This is a genomic window from Pseudomonas pudica (assembly GCF_015680405.1).
Taxonomy (GTDB): Bacteria; Pseudomonadota; Gammaproteobacteria; order Pseudomonadales; family Pseudomonadaceae; genus Aquipseudomonas; species Aquipseudomonas pudica.
On record NZ_JADLJS010000001.1, the window covers coordinates 262,201 to 281,602 of the forward strand.

16 protein-coding genes are annotated in these 19,402 nt (G+C 64.6%); 10 read left to right on the forward strand and 6 right to left on the reverse strand.

What is annotated here, in order from left to right:
- Positions 1-33 precede the first annotated feature (33 nt).
- The 3 genes from IRZ77_RS01325 (at position 34) to IRZ77_RS01335 (ending at position 3,215) form a co-directional block, all read left to right on the forward strand.
- Positions 34-1,323, forward strand: coding sequence for an NAD(P)/FAD-dependent oxidoreductase (locus IRZ77_RS01325; RefSeq protein WP_196172717.1), 1,290 nt, complete (start codon positions 34-36; stop codon positions 1,321-1,323).
- Between the two features lie 80 nt (positions 1,324-1,403).
- A complete protein-coding gene (locus IRZ77_RS01330; RefSeq protein ID WP_085599382.1) occupies positions 1,404-2,234 on the forward strand; it encodes an alpha/beta fold hydrolase in 831 nt (276 codons plus the stop codon).
- A gap of 201 nt (positions 2,235-2,435) precedes the next feature.
- Positions 2,436-3,215, forward strand: a complete 780-nt coding sequence (locus IRZ77_RS01335) for a TSUP family transporter (RefSeq protein WP_085599384.1) — start codon at positions 2,436-2,438, stop codon at positions 3,213-3,215.
- Here the strand turns inward: IRZ77_RS01335 and nudC are convergent.
- Positions 3,183-4,013, reverse strand: a complete 831-nt coding sequence (gene nudC, locus IRZ77_RS01340; protein WP_085599386.1) for an NAD(+) diphosphatase — start codon at positions 4,011-4,013, stop codon at positions 3,183-3,185. The genes IRZ77_RS01335 and nudC overlap by 33 nt on opposite strands.
- Positions 4,014-4,048: 35 nt before the next feature.
- The gene (locus IRZ77_RS01345; protein WP_046617238.1) at positions 4,049-4,861 is read right to left on the reverse strand and encodes a crotonase/enoyl-CoA hydratase family protein; all 813 of its coding nucleotides are present in this window, start codon (positions 4,859-4,861) and stop codon (positions 4,049-4,051) included.
- Positions 4,862-5,011: 150 nt separating this feature from the next.
- Here IRZ77_RS01345 and nhaB point away from each other — a divergent pair, with 150 nt between their 5' ends.
- From nhaB to IRZ77_RS01365, 4 genes are all read left to right on the forward strand, one after another.
- Complete coding sequence (nhaB, locus tag IRZ77_RS01350; RefSeq protein WP_085599388.1) at positions 5,012-6,514, forward strand: sodium/proton antiporter NhaB; 1,503 nt, start codon at positions 5,012-5,014, stop codon at positions 6,512-6,514.
- 202 nt (positions 6,515-6,716) lie between these two features.
- Positions 6,717-7,331, forward strand: a complete 615-nt coding sequence (locus tag IRZ77_RS01355) for a dihydrofolate reductase family protein (protein WP_046617236.1) — start codon at positions 6,717-6,719, stop codon at positions 7,329-7,331.
- An 80-nt stretch (positions 7,332-7,411) separates the two neighbouring features.
- A complete protein-coding gene (locus tag IRZ77_RS01360; RefSeq protein ID WP_046617235.1) occupies positions 7,412-7,957 on the forward strand; it encodes a lipocalin family protein in 546 nt (181 codons plus the stop codon).
- Positions 7,958-8,135: 178 nt separating this feature from the next.
- The gene (locus IRZ77_RS01365) at positions 8,136-9,095 is read left to right on the forward strand and encodes a ribonuclease Z (RefSeq protein ID WP_046617234.1); all 960 of its coding nucleotides are present in this window, start codon (positions 8,136-8,138) and stop codon (positions 9,093-9,095) included.
- A gap of 42 nt (positions 9,096-9,137) precedes the next feature.
- Here IRZ77_RS01365 and IRZ77_RS01370 read toward each other — a convergent pair whose 3' ends face one another.
- Both IRZ77_RS01370 and IRZ77_RS01375 read right to left on the reverse strand, forming a co-directional pair.
- Entirely contained in the window at positions 9,138-10,421 is a 1,284-nt protein-coding gene (locus IRZ77_RS01370) for a Zn-dependent hydrolase (RefSeq protein WP_135001666.1), read from the reverse strand.
- Positions 10,422-10,559: 138 nt separating this feature from the next.
- Entirely contained in the window at positions 10,560-12,050 is a 1,491-nt protein-coding gene (locus IRZ77_RS01375; protein ID WP_196172718.1) for an NCS1 family nucleobase:cation symporter-1, read from the reverse strand.
- A 343-nt stretch (positions 12,051-12,393) separates the two neighbouring features.
- Here IRZ77_RS01375 and hydA point away from each other — a divergent pair, with 343 nt between their 5' ends.
- The 3 genes from hydA to preA all read left to right on the forward strand — a co-directional run bounded on the left by hydA (position 12,394) and on the right by preA (position 16,641).
- Positions 12,394-13,833, forward strand: coding sequence for a dihydropyrimidinase (gene hydA, locus IRZ77_RS01380; RefSeq protein ID WP_046615650.1), 1,440 nt, complete (start codon positions 12,394-12,396; stop codon positions 13,831-13,833).
- Between the two features lie 165 nt (positions 13,834-13,998).
- Positions 13,999-15,366 carry an NAD(P)-dependent oxidoreductase gene (locus tag IRZ77_RS01385; protein WP_046615649.1) on the forward strand — a complete coding sequence of 456 codons (1,368 nt, stop codon included), beginning with the start codon at positions 13,999-14,001 and terminating at the stop codon, positions 15,364-15,366.
- Complete coding sequence (gene preA / locus IRZ77_RS01390) at positions 15,367-16,641, forward strand: NAD-dependent dihydropyrimidine dehydrogenase subunit PreA (protein ID WP_046615648.1); 1,275 nt, start codon at positions 15,367-15,369, stop codon at positions 16,639-16,641.
- Between the two features lie 31 nt (positions 16,642-16,672).
- Here preA and IRZ77_RS01395 read toward each other — a convergent pair whose 3' ends face one another.
- Both IRZ77_RS01395 and IRZ77_RS01400 read right to left on the reverse strand, forming a co-directional pair.
- Positions 16,673-17,293 (reverse strand): TetR/AcrR family transcriptional regulator, encoded by a 621-nt coding sequence (locus IRZ77_RS01395; protein ID WP_015270992.1) that lies wholly within the window; start codon positions 17,291-17,293, stop codon positions 16,673-16,675.
- 183 nt (positions 17,294-17,476) lie between these two features.
- Positions 17,477-19,273, reverse strand: coding sequence for a glycoside hydrolase family 15 protein (locus IRZ77_RS01400; protein WP_135001665.1), 1,797 nt, complete (start codon positions 19,271-19,273; stop codon positions 17,477-17,479).
- Between the last annotated feature and the right edge of the window lie 129 nt (positions 19,274-19,402).

The window sequence follows — 19,402 nt, forward strand, 5'->3', positions numbered from 1 at the left end:
AAATAATCAAAACAAATTTCATGAGACCCCTGCATGTTCAAACAATCCGCCCAGCACGTCGCCAGCTACTACGCCCAGACCTACCCCACCAGCATTCCCCTGCGCCCCACCCTGCAAGGCAGCCATGACACCGAAGTCCTGATCATTGGCGCCGGCTTCAGCGGCCTGCACACCGCCCTGCGCCTGACCCAGGCCGGCAAGCGCGTAACGCTGCTGGAAGCCAGCCGCGTGGCCTGGGCCGCGTCCGGCCGCAACGGCGGCCAGGCACTGCTCGGCTGGTCGTGCGACATGCCGCCGCTGGAAAAGGCCCTGGGCGTCGAACGCACCCAACGCCTGTGGGCCAGCATGTGCTGGGCCGCCGATGAAATGCGCGAACTGCCCGAGCGCCATGGCTTCGACATCGACTACCGGCTGGGCAGCCTGTGGACCGCCGTGCTGCCGCGCCGGGTGAAGATGCTGGAAGAAGCCCTGCACGAGGCCGAACACAAATGGGGCTACGACGCCCTGCGCCTGATCGGCCGCGACGAGCTGCCACAATGGATCGACAGCCCGCGCTACCAGGCCGCGCTATACGACGCCAAAGGCGCCCACCTCAACCCGCTGAAGCTGGCCCAGGGCCTGGCCAGCACCATCGAGGCGGCTGGCGGGCAGATCTACGAACAGAGCCAGGTGCTCGACTACCAGAATGTCGACGACGGCTATGTGGCCCGTACCGACCGCGGCGAAGTACGCTGCCAGGTGCTGGTGCTGGCCTGCAACGCCTACATCGACCGCCTCGACCGCAACCTGTCGCGCCGCCTGTTGCCGGTTGGCTCCTATCAGGTAGCCACCGCACCGCTGGGTGCCGACTTCGCCCAGTCGCTACTGCCGCGCAACAGTTGCGTGATCGACAACCAGTTCGTGCCCGACTATTTCCGCCTCACCCCGGACCATCGCCTGCTGTTCGGCGGCGGTTGCACCTACCTCGGCGGCATTCCCAAAGATGTCGCCAGCGCCACCCGCCCCTATCTGGAGCGGGTGTTCCCGCAGTTGGCCGGGGTGGCCATCGACTATGCCTGGGGCGGCCACATCGACTGCAGCATCCAGCGCACCCCGGATGTCGGCCGCGAGGGCCAGCGCTACTGGCTGCAGGGGTTCTCTGGTCATGGCGTACTGCCTACACTGGCGGCGGCGCGGGCTGTCAGCGATGCCATTCTTGGCGACGACGACCTGCTGGCGCTGTACCAAGGCATCGACAACGGCCGCTTCCCCGGCGGCGACCTGCTGGCAGCACCGCTGGAAGCCGCCGCCAAGGCCTGGTACCGGATGCGCGATCGTGTATGAAGACCGCCGGCGCTTGATACCCAGAAATCTCTCCTATCATCAATAGCTCCCTTCGCTTCCTGCACTCAGGAGACCCGACCATGAGCTATGTAACCACAAAGGACGGCGTACAGATCTTCTACAAGGACTGGGGCCCGCGCGATGCACCGGTCATCCACTTCCACCATGGCTGGCCGCTCAGCGCCGACGACTGGGATGCGCAGATGCTGTTCTTCCTCGCCCAGGGTTACCGCGTGGTCGCCCACGACCGCCGCGGCCATGGCCGCTCCAGCCAGGTATGGGACGGCCACGACATGGACCACTATGCCGACGATGTGGCGGCGGTCGTCGCTCACCTGGGCATCCAGGGCGCCGTGCATGTCGGTCACTCGACCGGTGGCGGTGAAGTGGTGCGCTACATGGCTCGGCACCCTCAGGACAAGGTGGCCAAGGCAGTGTTGATCGCCGCCGTACCGCCACTGATGGTGCAGACTCCCGGTAATCCGGGTGGCCTGCCCAAATCGGTATTCGACGGCTTCCAGGCCCAGGTCGCCAGCAATCGCGCGCAGTTCTACCGGGATGTGCCAGCCGGGCCGTTCTATGGCTACAACCGCCCGGGCGTCGAGGCCAGCGAAGGCATCATCGGCAACTGGTGGCGCCAAGGCATGATTGGCAGTGCCAAGGCCCATTACGATGGCATCGTGGCGTTTTCTCAGACCGACTTTACCGAAGACCTGAAGGGCATCCAGCAACCGGTGCTGGTGATGCATGGCGATGATGATCAGATCGTGCCGTATGAGAACGCTGGGGTGCTGTCGGCGAAGCTACTGCCCAATGGCACGCTGAAGACCTACAAGGGCTACCCGCATGGCATGCCGACCACCCATGCCGATGTGATCAATGCGGATTTGCTGGCGTTTATCCGTAGCTGATGTGATCGCCTGCACCGGCCTCTTCGCGGGTAAACCCGCTCCCACAGGTACTGCACAGGTATTGAAATGTGCAGGTAACCTGTGGGAGCGGGTTTACCCGCGAAAGGGCCGGCACTGGCAACCCATACACCTCAGGATTAACATGCTTTCCTTCTAGCGCGGCCCTTTGCCGCCCCTTGCCTCCCTGCCTGCCAAGAAACCATGCCCTTCGAACTCACCGTAGAACCCCTTACCCTGCTGATCCTGGCCCTGGTCGCCTTCGTCGCCGGTTTCATCGATGCCATCGCCGGCGGTGGCGGCCTGCTCACCACACCGGCGCTACTCACCGCTGGCATGCCACCGCACCTGGTACTGGGCACCAACAAGCTCAGCTCTACCTTCGGCTCGGCCACCGCCGGCTTCACCTACTACAGGCGCAAGCTGTTCCACCCAGCGCAATGGCGCCCGGCATTGTTCGCCACTCTGGTAGGTGCTTTGCTCGGCGCAGTGATCGCCCACTACATGCCGGCCGAATGGCTGAACAAGATGCTGCCGGTGATCGTCTTCGCCTGTGGCGTCTACCTGCTGTTCGGCGGCACGCCGAAGGCGCCGCTCGATGCCGATGCACCGATCAGGAAGAAATGGCAGGCGCCGCAAGGCTTCACCCTGGGCTTCTATGACGGCGTGGCCGGCCCGGGTACCGGGGCTTTCTGGACGGTCAGCACCCTGCTGCTCTACCCTATCGACCTAGTCCGCGCCAGCGGCGTGGCGCGCAGCATGAACTTCGTCAGCAACATCGCGGCGCTGACGGTGTTCATCATTTCCGGGCAGGTGGACTACATCGTCGGCCTCTGCATGGGCCTGTCGGTGATGGTCGGCGCGTTCTTCGGCGCACGCACGGCGATCAGTGGCGGCAGCAAGTTCATCCGCCCGGTGTTCATCACCGTGGTGCTGGCATTGACCGTGCGCCTAGCGTGGCAGCACTGGTTCGGCCAAGCCTAGGCGGCGCGCAACGTACAGATCGATCAGGTACCGGGCAATCGACCGCCCGGCCGGCAGCGGCGGCAGGTCGTGGACGCTGAACCACTTGGCATCCTCGATCTCGTCCGGCTGCATGACGATCTCGCCGCCAGCGTATTCGGCGTGGAAGCCCAGCATCATCGAATGCGGGAAAGGCCAGCACTGGCTGCCGACGTACTGAATGTTCTTCACTTCTACCGCCACCTCTTCACGCACTTCGCGCACCAGGCAGTCCTCGGCCGACTCGCCCGGTTCGGCGAAGCCTGCCAGGGTGCTGTACACCCCGGTGACGAAACGCGGCGAGCGCGCCAGCAGGATTTCGTCGCCACGGGTCACCAGTACGATCATGCTTGGCGAAATGCGCGGGTAGCTGCGCAGGTCGCAAGGCTGGCAGTACATCGCCCGCTCCCAGCGAATCTGCGTCATTGCCTGGCCGCAGCTGCCGCAGAAGCGGTGCTCGCGGGCCCAGGTGCCGATCTGCGCGGCATAGCCCAGCACTTTGTAGGTGTCGAAATCACCCTCGAGCATGAACGCGCGAAGGCCCCGCCAAGTGCAGCCAGGCACGTGGGTGGCGCTGCGCAGCTCCAGCAGGAACACCGGCTGGCCGTCGAAGTGGCCGATGCCGTGCTCGCACAGTACGTCGAGGTCCTGGCGCTTGAGCCAGTCGCGAGGGAACAGCGCGCCGTTGTCGTCCACCAGGAACCCTTCCGGGCTGCGGGCCACGGCCAGCCCGCCGTTGATCTGCGGGTCGATTACTGCGGTAGTCCAGCGTGCTGACATGTCGGGGCTCCTTTACTGCGCGTCCCCCGGCCCGATCAGTCGGCGAACGTCGGTTTCTGTTTGCTCATGTGCGCCGCCACCGCCACCCGCAGGTCTTCGGACTGCAGCATCGCGGCGTTCCAGGTAGCGATGTACTCCAGGCCATCGTCGATGCGATGGTCACGCATGTAGCTGAGCATTTCCTTGGTGCCGGCCACGGCAATCGGCGATTTTGCGGCAATCTCGCCGGCGATGGCAAAGACCCCTTCCATCAGCGCGGCCTGGTCATCATAGACCCGGTTGACCAGGCCGATGCGCAGCGCCTCTTCGGCCTCGACATTGCGTCCGGTGAAAGCCAGCTCACGCATCATGCCGTCACCGATGATACGAGGCAAACGTTGCAGTGTGCCGACATCGGCGGCCATGCCCATGTCGATTTCCTTGATCGAGAACTGCGCGTCGCGGCTGCAGTAACGCATGTCGCAGGCCGAGATCAGATCGATGGCGCCGCCAATGCAGTAACCCTGCACTGCCGCCAGTACCGGCTTGCGGCATTTGTCCACGGCATTGAACGACGCCTGCAGGCGCAGGATTGTGCTGCGCAGGAAACGTGCGTTACGACCCACGTCCTTGCCCATCTGCCCGGCCAGCGAAGCCAGCATCATCAGGTCGATACCAGCGGAAAAATGCTTGCCTGCCCCGCTGATCACTACCGCCCGCACCGCATCGGTGTCGTCGATCCACTGGAAGATATCCACGATCTCTTCCCAGAAGGCCGCATTCATCGCGTTGACCTTCTCTGGGCGGTTGATCTGAACGTGGGCGATGCTGTCGGTCAGTTCGACCTTGAATGCGCTGTACTCGGTCACGGGCGGCACTCCTGCGGGTGAAGGGTTCATGGCACGGATGGTAACCCAGCCGGGTGACCGCACTTGTGCCAAAAACGGGACTTTACGCCTTGCCTAAGGCGCGCTGATCCGGCACCGTGCGCCATCGCCGAATCATAAGGATACAAATTCATGTCGCGCTCCCTGACCGGCGCCCTGGCCCACAGCTTTCTGGGCCAGTCGCCGCTTTGGTACAAGGCAGTCATCTGCCTGTTCCTGGTGCTCAACCCGCTGCTGCTTATGACCGTCGGCCCGGTGGCCGCCGGCTGGGCACTGGTGCTCGAATTCATCTTCACCCTTGGCATGGCGCTGAAGTGCTACCCGTTGATGCCTGGCGGCCTGCTGCTGGTCGAGGCCCTGCTGTTGCAGATGACCACCCCACAAGCCCTGTATGAAGAGCTGCAACACAACTTCCCGGTGATCCTGCTGCTGATGTTCATGGTGGCGGGCATCCACTTCATGAAGGAACTGCTGCTGTTCCTGTTCTCGCGCATCCTGCTGGGGGTGCGTTCGAAGGCGATTCTGGCGTTGCTGTTCTGCGTGCTGTCGGCATTCCTGTCGGCGTTTCTCGATGCGCTGACCGTGACCGCCGTGATCATCAGCGCCGCGGTCGGTTTCTATGCGGTGTACCACCGCGTAGCCTCCGGGGCCAACCCGCGCGAAGACAGTGCGCTGGACAGCGACCAGCAGGTCGCACAGTTGCACCGTGAAGACCTCGACCAGTTCCGCGCCTTCCTGCGCAGCCTGCTGATGCATGGCGCGGTGGGTACCGCCCTGGGCGGCGTGTGCACGCTGGTGGGCGAGCCGCAGAACCTGCTGATCGGCCATGAGATGGGCTGGCACTTTGCCGATTTCTTTCTGAAGGTGGCGCCGGTGTCGTTGCCGGTGCTGGGCGCCGGCCTGCTGACCTGCGTACTGCTGGAGAAGCTGCGCCTGTTCGGCTACGGCACGTTGATGCCCGAGCCGGTGCGTCAGGTATTGGCCGCCTACGCCGCCGAGGACGATGCTGCACGTACCACTGCCCAGCGCATCGCGCTTTGGGTGCAAGGGTTCGCCGCACTGATCCTGATCGTCTGCCTGGGCCTGCATGTTGCCGAGGTCGGCCTGATCGGCCTGATGGTGATCGTGCTGATCACGGCATTCACCGGCATTACCGACGAACACCGCCTGGGCCGTGCCTTCCAGGACGCCATGCCGTTCACCGCTTTGCTGGTGGTGTTCTTCGCCGTGGTGGCGGTAATTCATCAGCAGCAACTGTTCAGCCCGCTGATTACCTGGGTGCTGGCGCTGCCGGCAGAGCAGCAGCCGGGCATGCTGTACCTGGCCAACGGCCTGCTGTCGGCCATCAGCGACAACGTATTCGTTGCCACCATCTACATCACCGAGGTGAAGCAGGCATTTCTCAATGGCAGCATGAGCCGCGAGCATTTCGAGACGCTGGCGGTGGCGATCAACACCGGCACCAACCTGCCGAGCGTGGCTACGCCGAATGGGCAGGCGGCGTTCCTGTTCCTGCTGACTTCGGCGATTGCACCGCTGATCCGGCTGTCGTATGGGCGAATGGTGTGGATGGCCTTGCCCTATACCGTAGTGATGGGTGGGCTGGGGTGGTGGGCGGTCACCTACTGGCTGTGATGTAGCTTGTACCGGCCCTATCGCCGGCAAGCCAGCTCCCACAGGTTTTACGCTGCACCCAAGGACTGTGGTGTACCTGTGGGAGCTGGCTTGCCGGCGATAGGGCCAGTGCAGACACAGCACAAGGCCCCGTCGATTCTGCTGCCCGCCATTCGACTATCCCATGCCCCCAGCCACCCCGGCTGCCAACAGGAGAGTCCCCATGCGCAAACTCATCGTAGCCGCCTTCATCAGCCTCGACGGTGTCATGCAGGCCCCCGGCGGCCCGCAGGAAGACACCAGCGGCGGCTTCACCTACGGCGGCTGGATCGTGCCCTACGCCGAGGAAGTCTTCGGCCAGGCCATGCAGGCCCTGTTCAGCCAGCCCTTCGAGCTGCTGCTGGGCCGTCGCACCTACGACATCTTCGCCAGCTACTGGCCAAAGGTAAAAGACAGCTCGGAAGACTTCTCCATCGCCAACCTGTTCAACAGCGTGCCCAAGCACGTGGCCACCCACACCCCCGCAACCCTCGACTGGCACAACAGCCACTCCCTGGGCGCGGACGTCACCGCAGCGGTCCGCGCGCTGAAACAACAGGACGGCGCCAACCTGCTGACTCAGGGCAGCAGCGATCTGGTGCAACAACTGCTGTCGGCGGGCCTGGTCGATGAACTGCAACTGCTGATCCACCCGTTGCTGCTCGGCCACGGCAAGCGCCTGTTCGGCGACGATGCGGCAGCGGCGGCCTTCACCCTGCAGCACTCGCAGGTTTCGCCCAAGGGCGTGGTCATCGCCCGCTACGTGCGTGCCGGCGAAGTGCAGACCGGTTCGTTCTGAAAGGCACGATTCTGTACAACTTTTGCCTCTCGCCCGCATCGAAACACAGGTAAGCCCTGTCCGTATCAAGGAGGTTCACCATGGCGCTACGCAACACGTTGCTACTTTCCTGCATGACCCTGGCCCTGCTCGGCTGCGCCGGCAACGATCACCCGGCGCCGCCGCGCACCCAGCAGGTCGACCTGCAACGTTACCAGGGCACCTGGTACGAACTCGCGCGGCTGCCGATGTTCTTTCAGCGCAACTGCGTGCAGTCCGAGGCGCGCTATGGGCTGCGAGAGGACGGCCGCATCGACGTGACCAACCGCTGCCGGGAAAAGGACGGCCAGTGGAACCAGGCCAAGGGCATCGCCGAAGCCCAGCAACCGGGCAGCACCGACAAGCTCTGGGTGCGCTTCGACAACTGGTTCAGCCGCCTCGCGCCCGGCCTGACCAAGGGCGAGTACTGGGTGCTGTACCACGACCAGGACTACCGCGTGGCGTTGGTCGGCCACCCGAACCGCGAATACCTGTGGCTGCTTTCGCGCACGCCCGCGGTCACCGACCAATTGCGCGAGCAATTGCTGACGATCGCCCGGGAGCAAGGCTATGACACCAGCAAGCTCATCTGGCGGCAGGCCGAGTAGGCAAGACCTGGCGCGCCATCGACGACATGCGGCAATCCGGCTAAGGTGTGCGCCCCCGTACACCTTGAAGGAACGAGCCCGTTGAGTACCACGCCGCCATCAGCACCTTGTCTTCGTCTGACGCACATCGGCCCGCTGGTACTGGCGTCACTGCCGGACTGAAACAAGGAGGCAGACCATGGACCTGCTGTTTCTGGGCACCTCCGCCGGCGTGCCGACCACGGCGCGCAACGTCAGTGCCACCGCTGTGATCGAAGCCAGTGGCAGCCACTGGTACCTGGTCGACTGCGGCGAAGGCACCCAGCACCGGCTGCTGCATACGCCGCTGTCGATTCGCGACTTGCGTGCCATCTTCATCACCCACGTGCATGGCGACCATTGCTTCGGCCTGCCGGGCCTGCTGGCCAGCGCCGGCATGAGCGGGCGCACCCAGCCACTGGACCTTGTTCTGCCCGCCGCCCTGCACGACTGGGTGCGCCAGGGGCTGGTGGCCAGCGATACCTTTTTGCCGTTCGAACTGCGCCTGCTGGCCGTGGAAGAACTGGTGGAGTGGCGCAGTGACGCCCTGCAAGTGACCAGCGTGCAGCTTTCGCACCGGGTGCCGAGCGTCGGCTTCGTGTTCACCGAACTAAAACCCGAACCGCGGCTGGACATCCCGCGCCTGGAAGCCGAAGGCATCCCCCGCGGCCCGTTGTGGGGCGACCTGGCCAAGGGCCTGACGGTGCCGCATGGCGGGAGGCTGCTGCACGGCAATGACTACCTACGCCCTTCACGCCCGCCACGGCGGGTGATCGTGTGCGGCGACAACGACAACCCCGAGCTGTTGGCCGACGTTGCCGAGGGCGCGGACGTGCTGGTGCACGAGGCCACGTTCACCCTGGCGGTGGTCGAGCGCACAGGGGTCACCTTCGGCCACAGCACCGCGGCTGCAGTGGCGCGCTTTGCCGAAACTGCGGGCGTGCGCAACCTGGTGCTGACGCACTTCAGCGCCCGCTACCAGAGCGACCCACGGCGCAGCCCGAGCATCGACAACGTGCGCGACGAAGCCCTCGCCCACTACAGCGGGCGGCTGACCCTGGCGCAGGACCTGCAGCGTTATCACATTGGGCGCGATGGCTGTCTTGAGCCCGCGGGATGAATTGTGGAGCTTCGCAGGTGCTCGCCACAACCCGCTGCTCCACTATGCCGCCAACCGGCCACTGGCAATCGCCTCGGACGCCGCCAGCATCGCGCGCAGCAACACCGCGCAGCCCGCGGCGAGGTCCTCGGGTGTGGCGTTCTCGATCTCGTTATGGCTGATACCGTTCTCGCACGGCACGAAAATCATCCCCGCCGGCCCCAGTTCGGCCAGGAAGATCGCGTCGTGCCCCGCGCCGCTGACAATGTCCATGTGCGGCAGGCCCAGCGCCTGCGCAGATTCACGCACAGCATCGACACACCCCTGGTCGAAGTACAACGCCGGGAAATCGGCCGTGGGTACCAGTTCGTGGCTCAGGCCATACCTGGCACAGGTCGCCTCGATCACCGCGCGCACATCGGCAATCATGGCATTCAGCTGCTCACCCTCCAGATGACGGAAGTCCAGGGTCATGCGCACTTCGCCCGGGATCACGTTGCGCGAACCTGGGTAGGCCTGCAGGCAACCCACCGTGCCACAGGCATGGGGCTGGTGGCCGAGGGCGGTGCGGTTGACTGCCTCCACCACCGCCGCCGCGCCAACCAGGGCGTCCTTGCGCAGGTGCATGGGCGTAGGGCCGGCGTGCGCCTCGACACCGCGCAGGGTCAGGTCGAACCACTTCTGGCCCAGCGCGCCCAGCACCACGCCGATGGTCTTGCGCTGATCTTCGAGGATCGGGCCCTGCTCGATATGCGCTTCGAAATAGGCCCCCACCGGGTGGCCTGACACGACGCGCGGGCCGGCGTAGCCGATGGCGTTCAACGCCTCGCCAACGCTGACACCCTGGGCGTCGCGCTTGGCCAGGGTTTCCTCCAGGGTGAACTTGCCGGCGAACACCCCGGAGCCCATCATGCAGGGCGCAAAGCGCGAACCTTCCTCGTTGGTCCACACCACCACTTCCAGCGGTGCTTCGGTTTCCACGCCGAGGTCGTTGAGGGTGCGGAGCACCTCCAGCCCGGCCATCACCCCGAAGCAGCCGTCGAACTTGCCACCGGTGGGCTGCGTGTCGATGTGGCTACCGGTCATCACCGGGGGCAGCTTGGGGTTACGCCCCGGGCGACGGGCGAAGATGTTGCCGACGGCGTCGATGCTGACCGTGCAACCGGCGGCCTCGGACCACTGCACGAACAGGTCGCGGGCCTGGCGGTCGAGGTCGGTCAGGGCCAGGCGGCACACGCCGCCCTTGGCGGTGGCACCGAGGCGGGCCAGGTCCATCAGGGACTGCCAAAGGCGGGTGCTGTCGATATGGTGAGTGGTGGTCTTCAGGATCTCTTTGACTGGGGTCACGGGTTTCTCCTTCAGGCTTTTCTGTTGTCTGTGCTGGCCTCTTCGCGGGTAAACCCGCTCCCACAAGGACAGCGCTGGCCTCGGGACCTGCGCTGTACCTGTGGGAGCGGGTTTACCCGCGAAAAAGCCAGCGCGGTCTCACGGCAAGGGCTTGGCCACTCGCGCCGGGCTGCGCGCGACCACTCCGGCGAAGAGGTAATACAGCGCCCCACCCAGCAGCGAACCGGTGAACCAGCCGTAGTCGTAGAACCAGCTGAAACTGTTGTTGCCAATCGCCATGACGGTCAGCGCCACCGGCAACGCAAAGGCGGCAAAACCGGCCCAGTTCCACGCCGGGTACACGTCGTCGCGGTACAGCCCGGCCAGGTCCAGCTTCTGCCGGCGAATCAGGAAGTAGTCCACCACCATGATCCCGGCGATCGGCCCCAGCAGGCTGGAATAACCCAGCAGCCAGTTGGAGTACACACTCTCCAGGCTCAGGTCGGAGACGATCCAGCCCAGCTTCTTCAGCAACTCATGCCCCATAAGCGCCAAGCCGATGAAGCCGGTCAGCCACACCGCTCGGCTGCGACCGATCAGGCGTGGGGCGATGTTCTGGAAGTCGTTGGTCGGCGACACGATGTTCGCCGCGGTGTTGGTCGACAGCGTGGCGATCACGGTCAGCGCCATGGCCAGGGCCACCCAGAACGGGCTGTGGATCTTGCCGATCAGGCTGACCGGGTCGGACACGGTCTCGCCAACCAGCGACGCCGAGGCAGCGGTCAGCACCACGCCCAGCGCGGCGAACAGGAACATGGTCAGCGGCAAGCCGAAGATCTGCCCGAGAATCTGGTCCTTCTGGCTGCGGGCGTAACGGCTGAAGTCGGGAATGTTCAGCGATAGCGTGGCCCAGAAACCGACCATGGCGGTAAGCCCGGCGCAGAAGTAGCCGAGCATGTTCGCTCCTTCCGGGCGCTTGGGCGGCTGGGCCAGCAGTTCGGTCATCGACATGTGCGGCAAGGCCCAGAACAGCAGGCCTACGCCAACCGCCACCAGCAGCGGTGCCGACAGCGTTTCGAGCCACTTGATCGACTCGGCGCCGCGCAGCACCACCCACAGGTTCAGGCACCAGAAGATCATGAAGCCGATCACCTCGCCAGTGCCGCCCAGGGCCTTCCAGCCGTCGAACACCGAGCCGAGGAACAGGTGGATGGCCAAGCCGCCGAACATGGTCTGGATGCCGAACCAGCCACAAGCGACTACCGCGCGGATCAGGCATGGCACGTTTGAGCCGATGATGCCGAACGACGAACGCAGCAGCACCGGGAACGGAATGCCGTACTTGGTGCCAGGGAAGGCGTTGAGGGTGAGCGGAATCAGCACGATCAGGTTGGCCAGCAAGATCGCCAGCAAGGCTTCGCCCACGCTGAGGCCGAAGTAGGCGGTGAGCACGCCGCCGAGGGTGTAGGTGGGCACGCAGATGGACATGCCCACCCACAGGGCGGTGATATGCCATTTGTTCCAGGTACGCTGGTGCACCTTGGTCGGGGCGATGTCGTGGTTGTAGCGCGGGCTGTCGAGAACATCGCTGCCCTCGGACAGCTCGAACAAGCCATCCTGCTCGACCACTTCCGATCTGCTTTGCTGCATGGGAGCCTTCTCCAGATTTTTTGTAGTTGTTTGCCCATCGGGTTCACTCGATGGCCGGAGTACACACGCATTCATGTGTTTGAAAATCTCGACCAGATTTTCATCTTGTCAAGTTAGTCAACGCTTTGGAGAACCGCGCAGTCAGCGCACTGAAATAAATTAACCCTTTAATATCAATATCTTAAAAACCACAAATTTAATGTGAAAATTTTCTTGCCGAATCCAGGATCTGCATCTAGCCTCGAATCTTGTCAGGCCTGACAGGATTAACCACCCCTGCCCGCCCTGCACCAAGACAATTCCAAGAACCGGCCCAGACCGGTCAGCCTGCGAGGAAAACGGCATGTCCCTGTTGATCCGTGGCGCCACCGTGGTCACCCACGAAGAGAGTTACCCCGCCGATGTCCTGTGTGCCGATGGCCTTATCAGCGCCATCGGGCAAAACCTCGAACCGCCCACCGGCTGCGAAACCCTCGACGGCAGCGGCCAGTACCTGATGCCCGGCGGCATCGACCCGCATACCCACATGCAGCTGCCGTTCATGGGCACCGTGGCCAGCGAGGACTTCTTCAGCGGCACCGCCGCGGGCCTGGCCGGTGGCACTACCTCAATCATCGACTTCGTCATCCCCAACCCTCAGCAGTCGTTGCTGGAGGCCTTTCACACCTGGCGCGGCTGGGCGCAGAAAAGCGCCAGCGACTACGGCTTCCATGTCGCCATCACCTGGTGGAGCGAGCAGGTAGCCGAAGAGATGGGCGAGCTGGTGGCCAACCATGGGGTGAACAGCTTCAAACACTTCATGGCCTACAAGAATGCGATCATGGCCGCCGACGACACCCTGGTGGCCAGCTTCGAGCGCTGCCTGCAACTGGGTGCGGTGCCCACCGTGCATGCCGAGAACGGCGAACTGGTGTACCACCTGCAGAAAAAACTGCTGGCCCAGGGCCTGACCGGGCCGGAGGCCCACCCGCTGTCACGTCCGTCCCAGGTCGAGGGCGAGGCGGCAAGCCGCGCCATCCGCATTGCCGAGACCCTGGGCACGCCACTGTACCTGGTGCATGTTTCCAGCCGCGAAGCGCTGGACGAAATCGCCTATGCCAGGGGCAAGGGCCAGCCGGTGTACGGTGAAGTCCTGCCCGGCCATCTGCTGCTGGATGACAGCGTCTACCGCGACCCGGACTGGGCCACCGCCGCAGGCTATGTGATGAGCCCACCATTCCGCCCGCGTGAACACCAGGAGGCGCTGTGGCGCGGGCTGCAGTCGGGCAACCTGCACACCACCGCCACCGACCATTGCTGCTTCTGCGCCGAACAGAAAGCCATGGGCCGCGACGACTTCAGCCGTATCCCCAACGGCACTGCCGGCATTGAGGACCGCATGGCGGTGCTGTGGGATGCCGGGGTGAACAGCGGGCGCCTGTCGATGCATGAGTTCGTCGCGCTGACCTCCACCAACACCGCGAAGATCTTCAACCTGTTCCCGCGCAAGGGTGCCATTCGTGTTGGCGCTGACGCCGACCTGGTGCTGTGGGACCCGCAAGGCACCCGTACCATCTCGGCCAAGACCCACCACCAGCAGGTGGATTTCAACATCTTCGAAGGCCGTACCGTACGCGGCATCCCCAGCCATACCATCAGCCAGGGCAAGGTGCTCTGGGCCGATGGCGACCTGCGTGCGGAAAAAGGCGCGGGGCGGTATGTGGAACGGCCGGCGTATCCGTCGGTGTACGAGGTGCTGGGGCGCAGGGCTGAAGTGCAGCGGCCGACGCCTGTGAAGCGTTAAGGCCATTGGGGCTGCTGTGCAGCCCATCGCGACACAAGGCCGCTCCTACAGGAGTGTGCGGTTCCTTGTAGGAGCGGCCTTGTGTCGCGATGGGGCGCGCAGCGGCCCCAGAAACCACCGCAATGCTTGTCGCCTGCATCCATAAAAAATAGAGAGGCTACAACCGTGATCGACGCTCTGAACCACTTGCCGCGCCCCCGGGCCGGTGCCGACCAGCTGGCCGAGCGCTTCAGCGACCTGGCCCCACCCCTCACCGCCCGCCAGGCCGCCGTCGAAAGCGCACGCTGCCTGTATTGCTATGACGCTCCCTGCGTCAACGCCTGCCCTAGCGAGATCGACATCCCGTCGTTCATCCACCGCATCAGCGACGAAAACCTGCAAGGCGCCGCCGAGCGCATTCTCTCGGCCAACATCCTCGGCGGCAGTTGCGCCCGCGTCTGCCCCACCGAAATCCTTTGCCAGCAAGCCTGCGTACGCAACAACGCGCAGGAATGCGCACCGGTGCTGATCGGCCAGCTGCAGCGCTATGCCCTGGACAACGCCCACTTCACCGAGCACCCGTTCCAGCGCTCGCCGGCCACTGGCAAGCGCATCGCCGTAGTTGGTGCCGGCCCCGCCGGGCTGTCGTGCGCCCACCGCCTGGCCATGCACGGGCATGATGTGGTCGTGTTCGAGGCCAGCGACAAGGCCGGGGGCCTCAACGAGTACGGCATCGCCCGCTACAAGCTGGTGGACGACTACGCCCAGCGTGAAGTGGAATTCCTGCTTGGTATCGGTGGCATTGAAATTCGCCATGGCCAGCGCCTGGGCAGCAACCTCGGCCTGGGCGAACTGCGCGACCAGTACGACGCAGTGTTCCTCGGCCTCGGCCTGAATGCTGTGCGCCAGCTCGGCCTGCCGGATGAAGAGGCCCCCGGCCTGCTCGCCGCCACCGCATACATCCGCGAACTACGCCAGGCCGACGACCTGAGCCAGTTGCCCCTGGCCGACCGCTGCCTGGTGATCGGCGCCGGCAACACCGCCATCGACATGGCCGTGCAGATGAGCCGCCTGGGTGCTCGCGACGTCAACCTGGTGTACCGCCGCGGCCATGCCGACATGGGTGCGACCGGCCACGAGCAGGAGATCGCCAAGGCCAACCAGGTACGCCTGCACACCTGGGCCCGCCCCGATGCCGTGCTGCTGGACGACAGCGGCAAGGTGCGCGGCATGCGCTTCGCCTGCACCGAACTGGCAGACGGCCACCTGCGCGACACCGGCGACACCTTCGAACTGGCCGCCGATGCGATCTTCAAGGCCATCGGCCAACGCTTCGACGACACCAGCCTCGGTGACCCGGTGGCCGCACAGCTGGCGCGCGACGGCGAGCGCATCCGCGTCGACGAAACGATGCAGACCAGCCTGCCGGGTGTCTATGCCGGCGGCGACTGCACCGCCCTGGGCCAGGACCTGACCGTCCAGGCCGTGCAACACGGCAAGCTGGCCGCCGAAGCCATCCATGCCCAACTCATGCTCAACGTGGAGGCTGCGTAAATGGCCGACCTGTCCATCGAATTTGCCGGCATCAAGGCACCCAACCCCTTCTGGCTGGCCTCCGCACCGCCAACCGACAAGGCCTACAACGTGGTCCGCGCCTTCGAGGCCGGCTGGGGTGGCGTAGTGTGGAAAACACTGGGCGAAGACCCGGCGGCAGTCAACGTGTCGTCGCGCTACTCGGCGCATTACGGCCCCAACCGCCAGGTGCAGGGCATCAACAACATCGAGCTGATCACCGACCGCTCGCTGGACATCAACCTGCGCGAAATCACCCAGGTGAAGAAGGACTGGCCCGACCGCGCACTGATCGTTTCGCTGATGGTGCCGTGCGTGGAAGACTCGTGGAAGTTCATCCTGCCGCTGGTGGAAGCCACCGGGGCCGATGGCATCGAACTGAATTTCGGCTGCCCGCACGGCATGCCGGAGCGCGGCATGGGTGCGGCGGTCGGCCAGGTGCCGGAGTACGTCGAAATGGTCACCCGCTGGTGCAAGACGTATTGCTCGCTGCCGGTGATCGTCAAACTCACGCCGAACATCACCGACATCCGCCAGTCGGCCCGCGCCGCCCACCGTGGCGGGGCCGATGCAGTGTCGTTGATCAATACCATCAACTCGATCACCAGCGTCGACCTCGACCGCATGGTCGCCCACCCCATCGTCGGTGACCAGAGCACCCATGGCGGTTACTGCGGTTCGGCGGTGAAGCCGATTGCCCTGAACATGGTGGCGGAAATCGCCCGCGACCCGCAGACGCACGGTTTGCCGATCTGCGGTATTGGCGGCATCGGCAGCTGGCGTGACGCAGCCGAGTTCATGGCCCTGGGCAGCGGTGCCGTGCAGGTGTGCACGGCAGCGATGCTGCACGGCTTCCGCATCGTCGAGGACATGAAGGACGGCCTGGCGCGCTGGATGGACCAGCATGGGCACCACAACATCGAGGCGTTCCGCGGCCAGGCGGTAGGGCATACCACCGACTGGAAGTACCTGGACATGAACTACAAGTCGGTGGCGCACATCGACCAACAAGCATGCATTGGCTGCGGGCGCTGCCACATTGCCTGTGAGGATACTTCCCACCAGGCGATTGCCAGTACGCTGAAGGCAGATGGCACGCATGCCTACAGTGTGATCGAGGAAGAATGCGTGGGCTGCAACCTGTGCCAGATCACCTGCCCGGTGGAGAGCTGCATCGAAATGGTGGCTCAGGATACCGGCAAGCCTTACCTGAACTGGACGCAGGACCCGCGTAACCCCTACCGCGAGGCCAGCTGAAACCCATTGGGGCCGCGCGGCGGCCCCGACCTCAAGGCTCCAGCCCGATCCCCCGCAAGATCACACTGGTCACCGTCTGCACGGCATTTTCAAAGGCCATGTCCGACAACGCCTCCCCGCCATTGAGCAACGTCACCTGGTAACCAAAGTCGGCATAGTGCTGGGTCGAGGCCCAGATCATGTACAAAAGCGCCGACGGCTCCACCGGCAGGATGCGCCCCTCCTCCACCCAGCGGCGGATCTTGGCTTCCTTCAGCTTGGCCCAGGGCACCAGGCTTTCATCCAGGTTCACCCCCAGCACCGGCGCCCCATGCAGCATCTCTTCGGCCCAGATCTTCGAGCCCAGCGGCCGCGAGCGCGAGTGGCCCATCTTTGCCCGGATGTAACTGGTGAGCACCACGCGCGGGTCGTCGAAGTTCTCGAAGCACAGCGCGTCCTGCTTCCACACGTCCAGCAGGTCCTGCAGCACAGCACGGAACAGGTCGTCCTTGGTGCTGAAGTAGTAATGAAGGTTGGAACGCGGCAACTCGGCCTGCTCGGCGATATCACCCATCGAGGTGGCGCCATAGCCCTTCTCGGCGAACACCTTTTCCGCTGCCTGCAGAATCTTCTCGATATTGCGTCGGCGGATTTCGATCTTGTGGTTGGCCATCAGGCTTGGGCCGTCCACACCGCCAGCTCATGACCGTCTGAGTAGATGAAATTGAACTCGATGTTGCCGATCTGCCGGTCAGTACCGCGAATGCCCATGTGTGCTCCGTGCCAAAGGGGTTTGCCCTAGTCTACTCCGCTTACTCCAAGCCAGCGCAATCCCTGTAGGAGACCGCCACCTGACTTAGCTACAGCTCGCCCGATCACGCACCGGGCACTGTGCGCGGTGCAGGTTCAGTGCGGTGTTGATGATGCCGATATGGCTGAACGCCTGGGGGAAGTTGCCAAGCATGCGCTGGCCCGCCGGGTCGTACTGTTCAGCCAGCAGGCCAAGGTCGTTGCACAGGCCGGTCAAGCGTTCGTACAGTGCCTGCGCTTCTGCCTGGCGGCCCAGCAATACATACACGTCGGCCAGCCAGAACGAACACACCAGGAAGGTGCCCTCCCCGGACGTCAGGCCATCGCTGCAGCGATCGCTGTCATAGCGCAGCAGCAGGCCGTTTTTCAGCAGGCGTTGTTCGACCTGTTCGAGCGTGCGCAAAAAGCGCGGGTCATCCGCCGGCAGAAAGCCGGTCAGGGCGATCTGCAACAAGCTGGCGTCCATCTCGGTCGAGCCATAGGCCTGGACGAAAAAGCGGCCGCTGGGGTCCAGGCCCTGCGCGCACACTTCACGACGAATCTCGTCAGCCACCTGGCGGTAATGCCGCCCGCGCTCGCGGCCCTCCTCGGTGGTGTCGGCCAGCCCCGCGGCACGGTCGAACGCCACCCAGGCCATGACCTTGGAGTGCACGAACTGCTGCCGGCCGCCGCGCACTTCCCAGATGCCCTCGTCCGCCTGGCGCCAGATGCGCTCGACGTAAGGCAGGATCGAGCGGGCGATGGCGGCGCTGCGCGAGTGGCGGGGCAAGCCGCCCTTGATTGCCTGGGTCATGGCATCGGCGAGCTCGCCGTAGATGTCCAGCTGCATCTGCGCTGACGCTGCATTGCCCACCCGCACCGGTTGCGAGTGCTCGTAGCCGGCCAGCCACGGCAAGGTGTATTCCTGCAGGTCGCGTTCGCCGGCCAGGCCGTACATGATCTGCATCTGCTCCGGGTTGCCGGCCACCGAGCGCAACAACCACTCGCGCCAAGCCTGGGCTTCATCGAAGTAGCCGAGGTTCATGAAGGCCAGCAGTGTCATGGTCGCGTCGCGCAGCCAACAGAAGCGGTAGTCCCAGTTGCGCTCGTGACCGATGCGCTCGGGCAGCGAGGTGGTGACGGCGGCAACGATGCCGCCGGTGGGCGCATAGGTCATGGCCTTGAGGGTCAGCAGCGAGCGGCGCACCAAGGCGGAGTATGGGCCCACCTGTGGGCAGCGGGCGGCGAAGGCCTGCCATTGGTCGATGGTCTGCGCCAGCGCTTCGTCGCTATCACAGCCGGGCTGCACCGGCAGGTGCGATGGCTGGTGACGCAGGCTGAACACCTGGCGTTCGCCCGCACCGACGCGAAAGCGGGCGACGGTGTGCTGGTCGCGGGCATGCGGGGGAACGGTGCTGCACAGAATCAGTCGGTCGGGGCCGGCGACAGCGCTGAGGGACAGCGGGTCGAGCCGTTCTACCCAGGGCACGCTGCGGCCGTAGTCGAAGCGCATTACCAGGTCCATTTCGAAGTTGGTTTCGCCGGCTAGGCCTTCGACGATGCGCACCAGCGCGTTGACCTCGCCCAGCGGCATGAAGTCCAGCACGCGGGCGCGGCCGGTGGCGGTGACCCAGATGGTTTCCAGTACCAGGGTGTCGTCCAGGTATTGGCGGCTGCTGTGTTCGACCGGGTCGCTGGGGGCAAGGCGCCAGCGGCCGTTTTCCTCGTTGCCCAGCAGTGCGGCGAATACCGCGGGGGCGTCGAAGCGTGGCAGGCACAGCCAGTCGAGCGAGCCATCGCGGCTGACCAGGGCGGCGCTGCGGCAATTGCCCAGCAGGGCATAGTCTTCGATGTGGGCCGGCATTGAGGCTCCTTAGTATGGTTGCCTGTGCTGGCCTTTTCGCGGGTGAACCCGCTCCCACAGGTACATCACAGGCCTTGAAACCTTCGATATCCCTGTGGGAGCGGGTTCACCCGCGAAAGGGCCAGCACA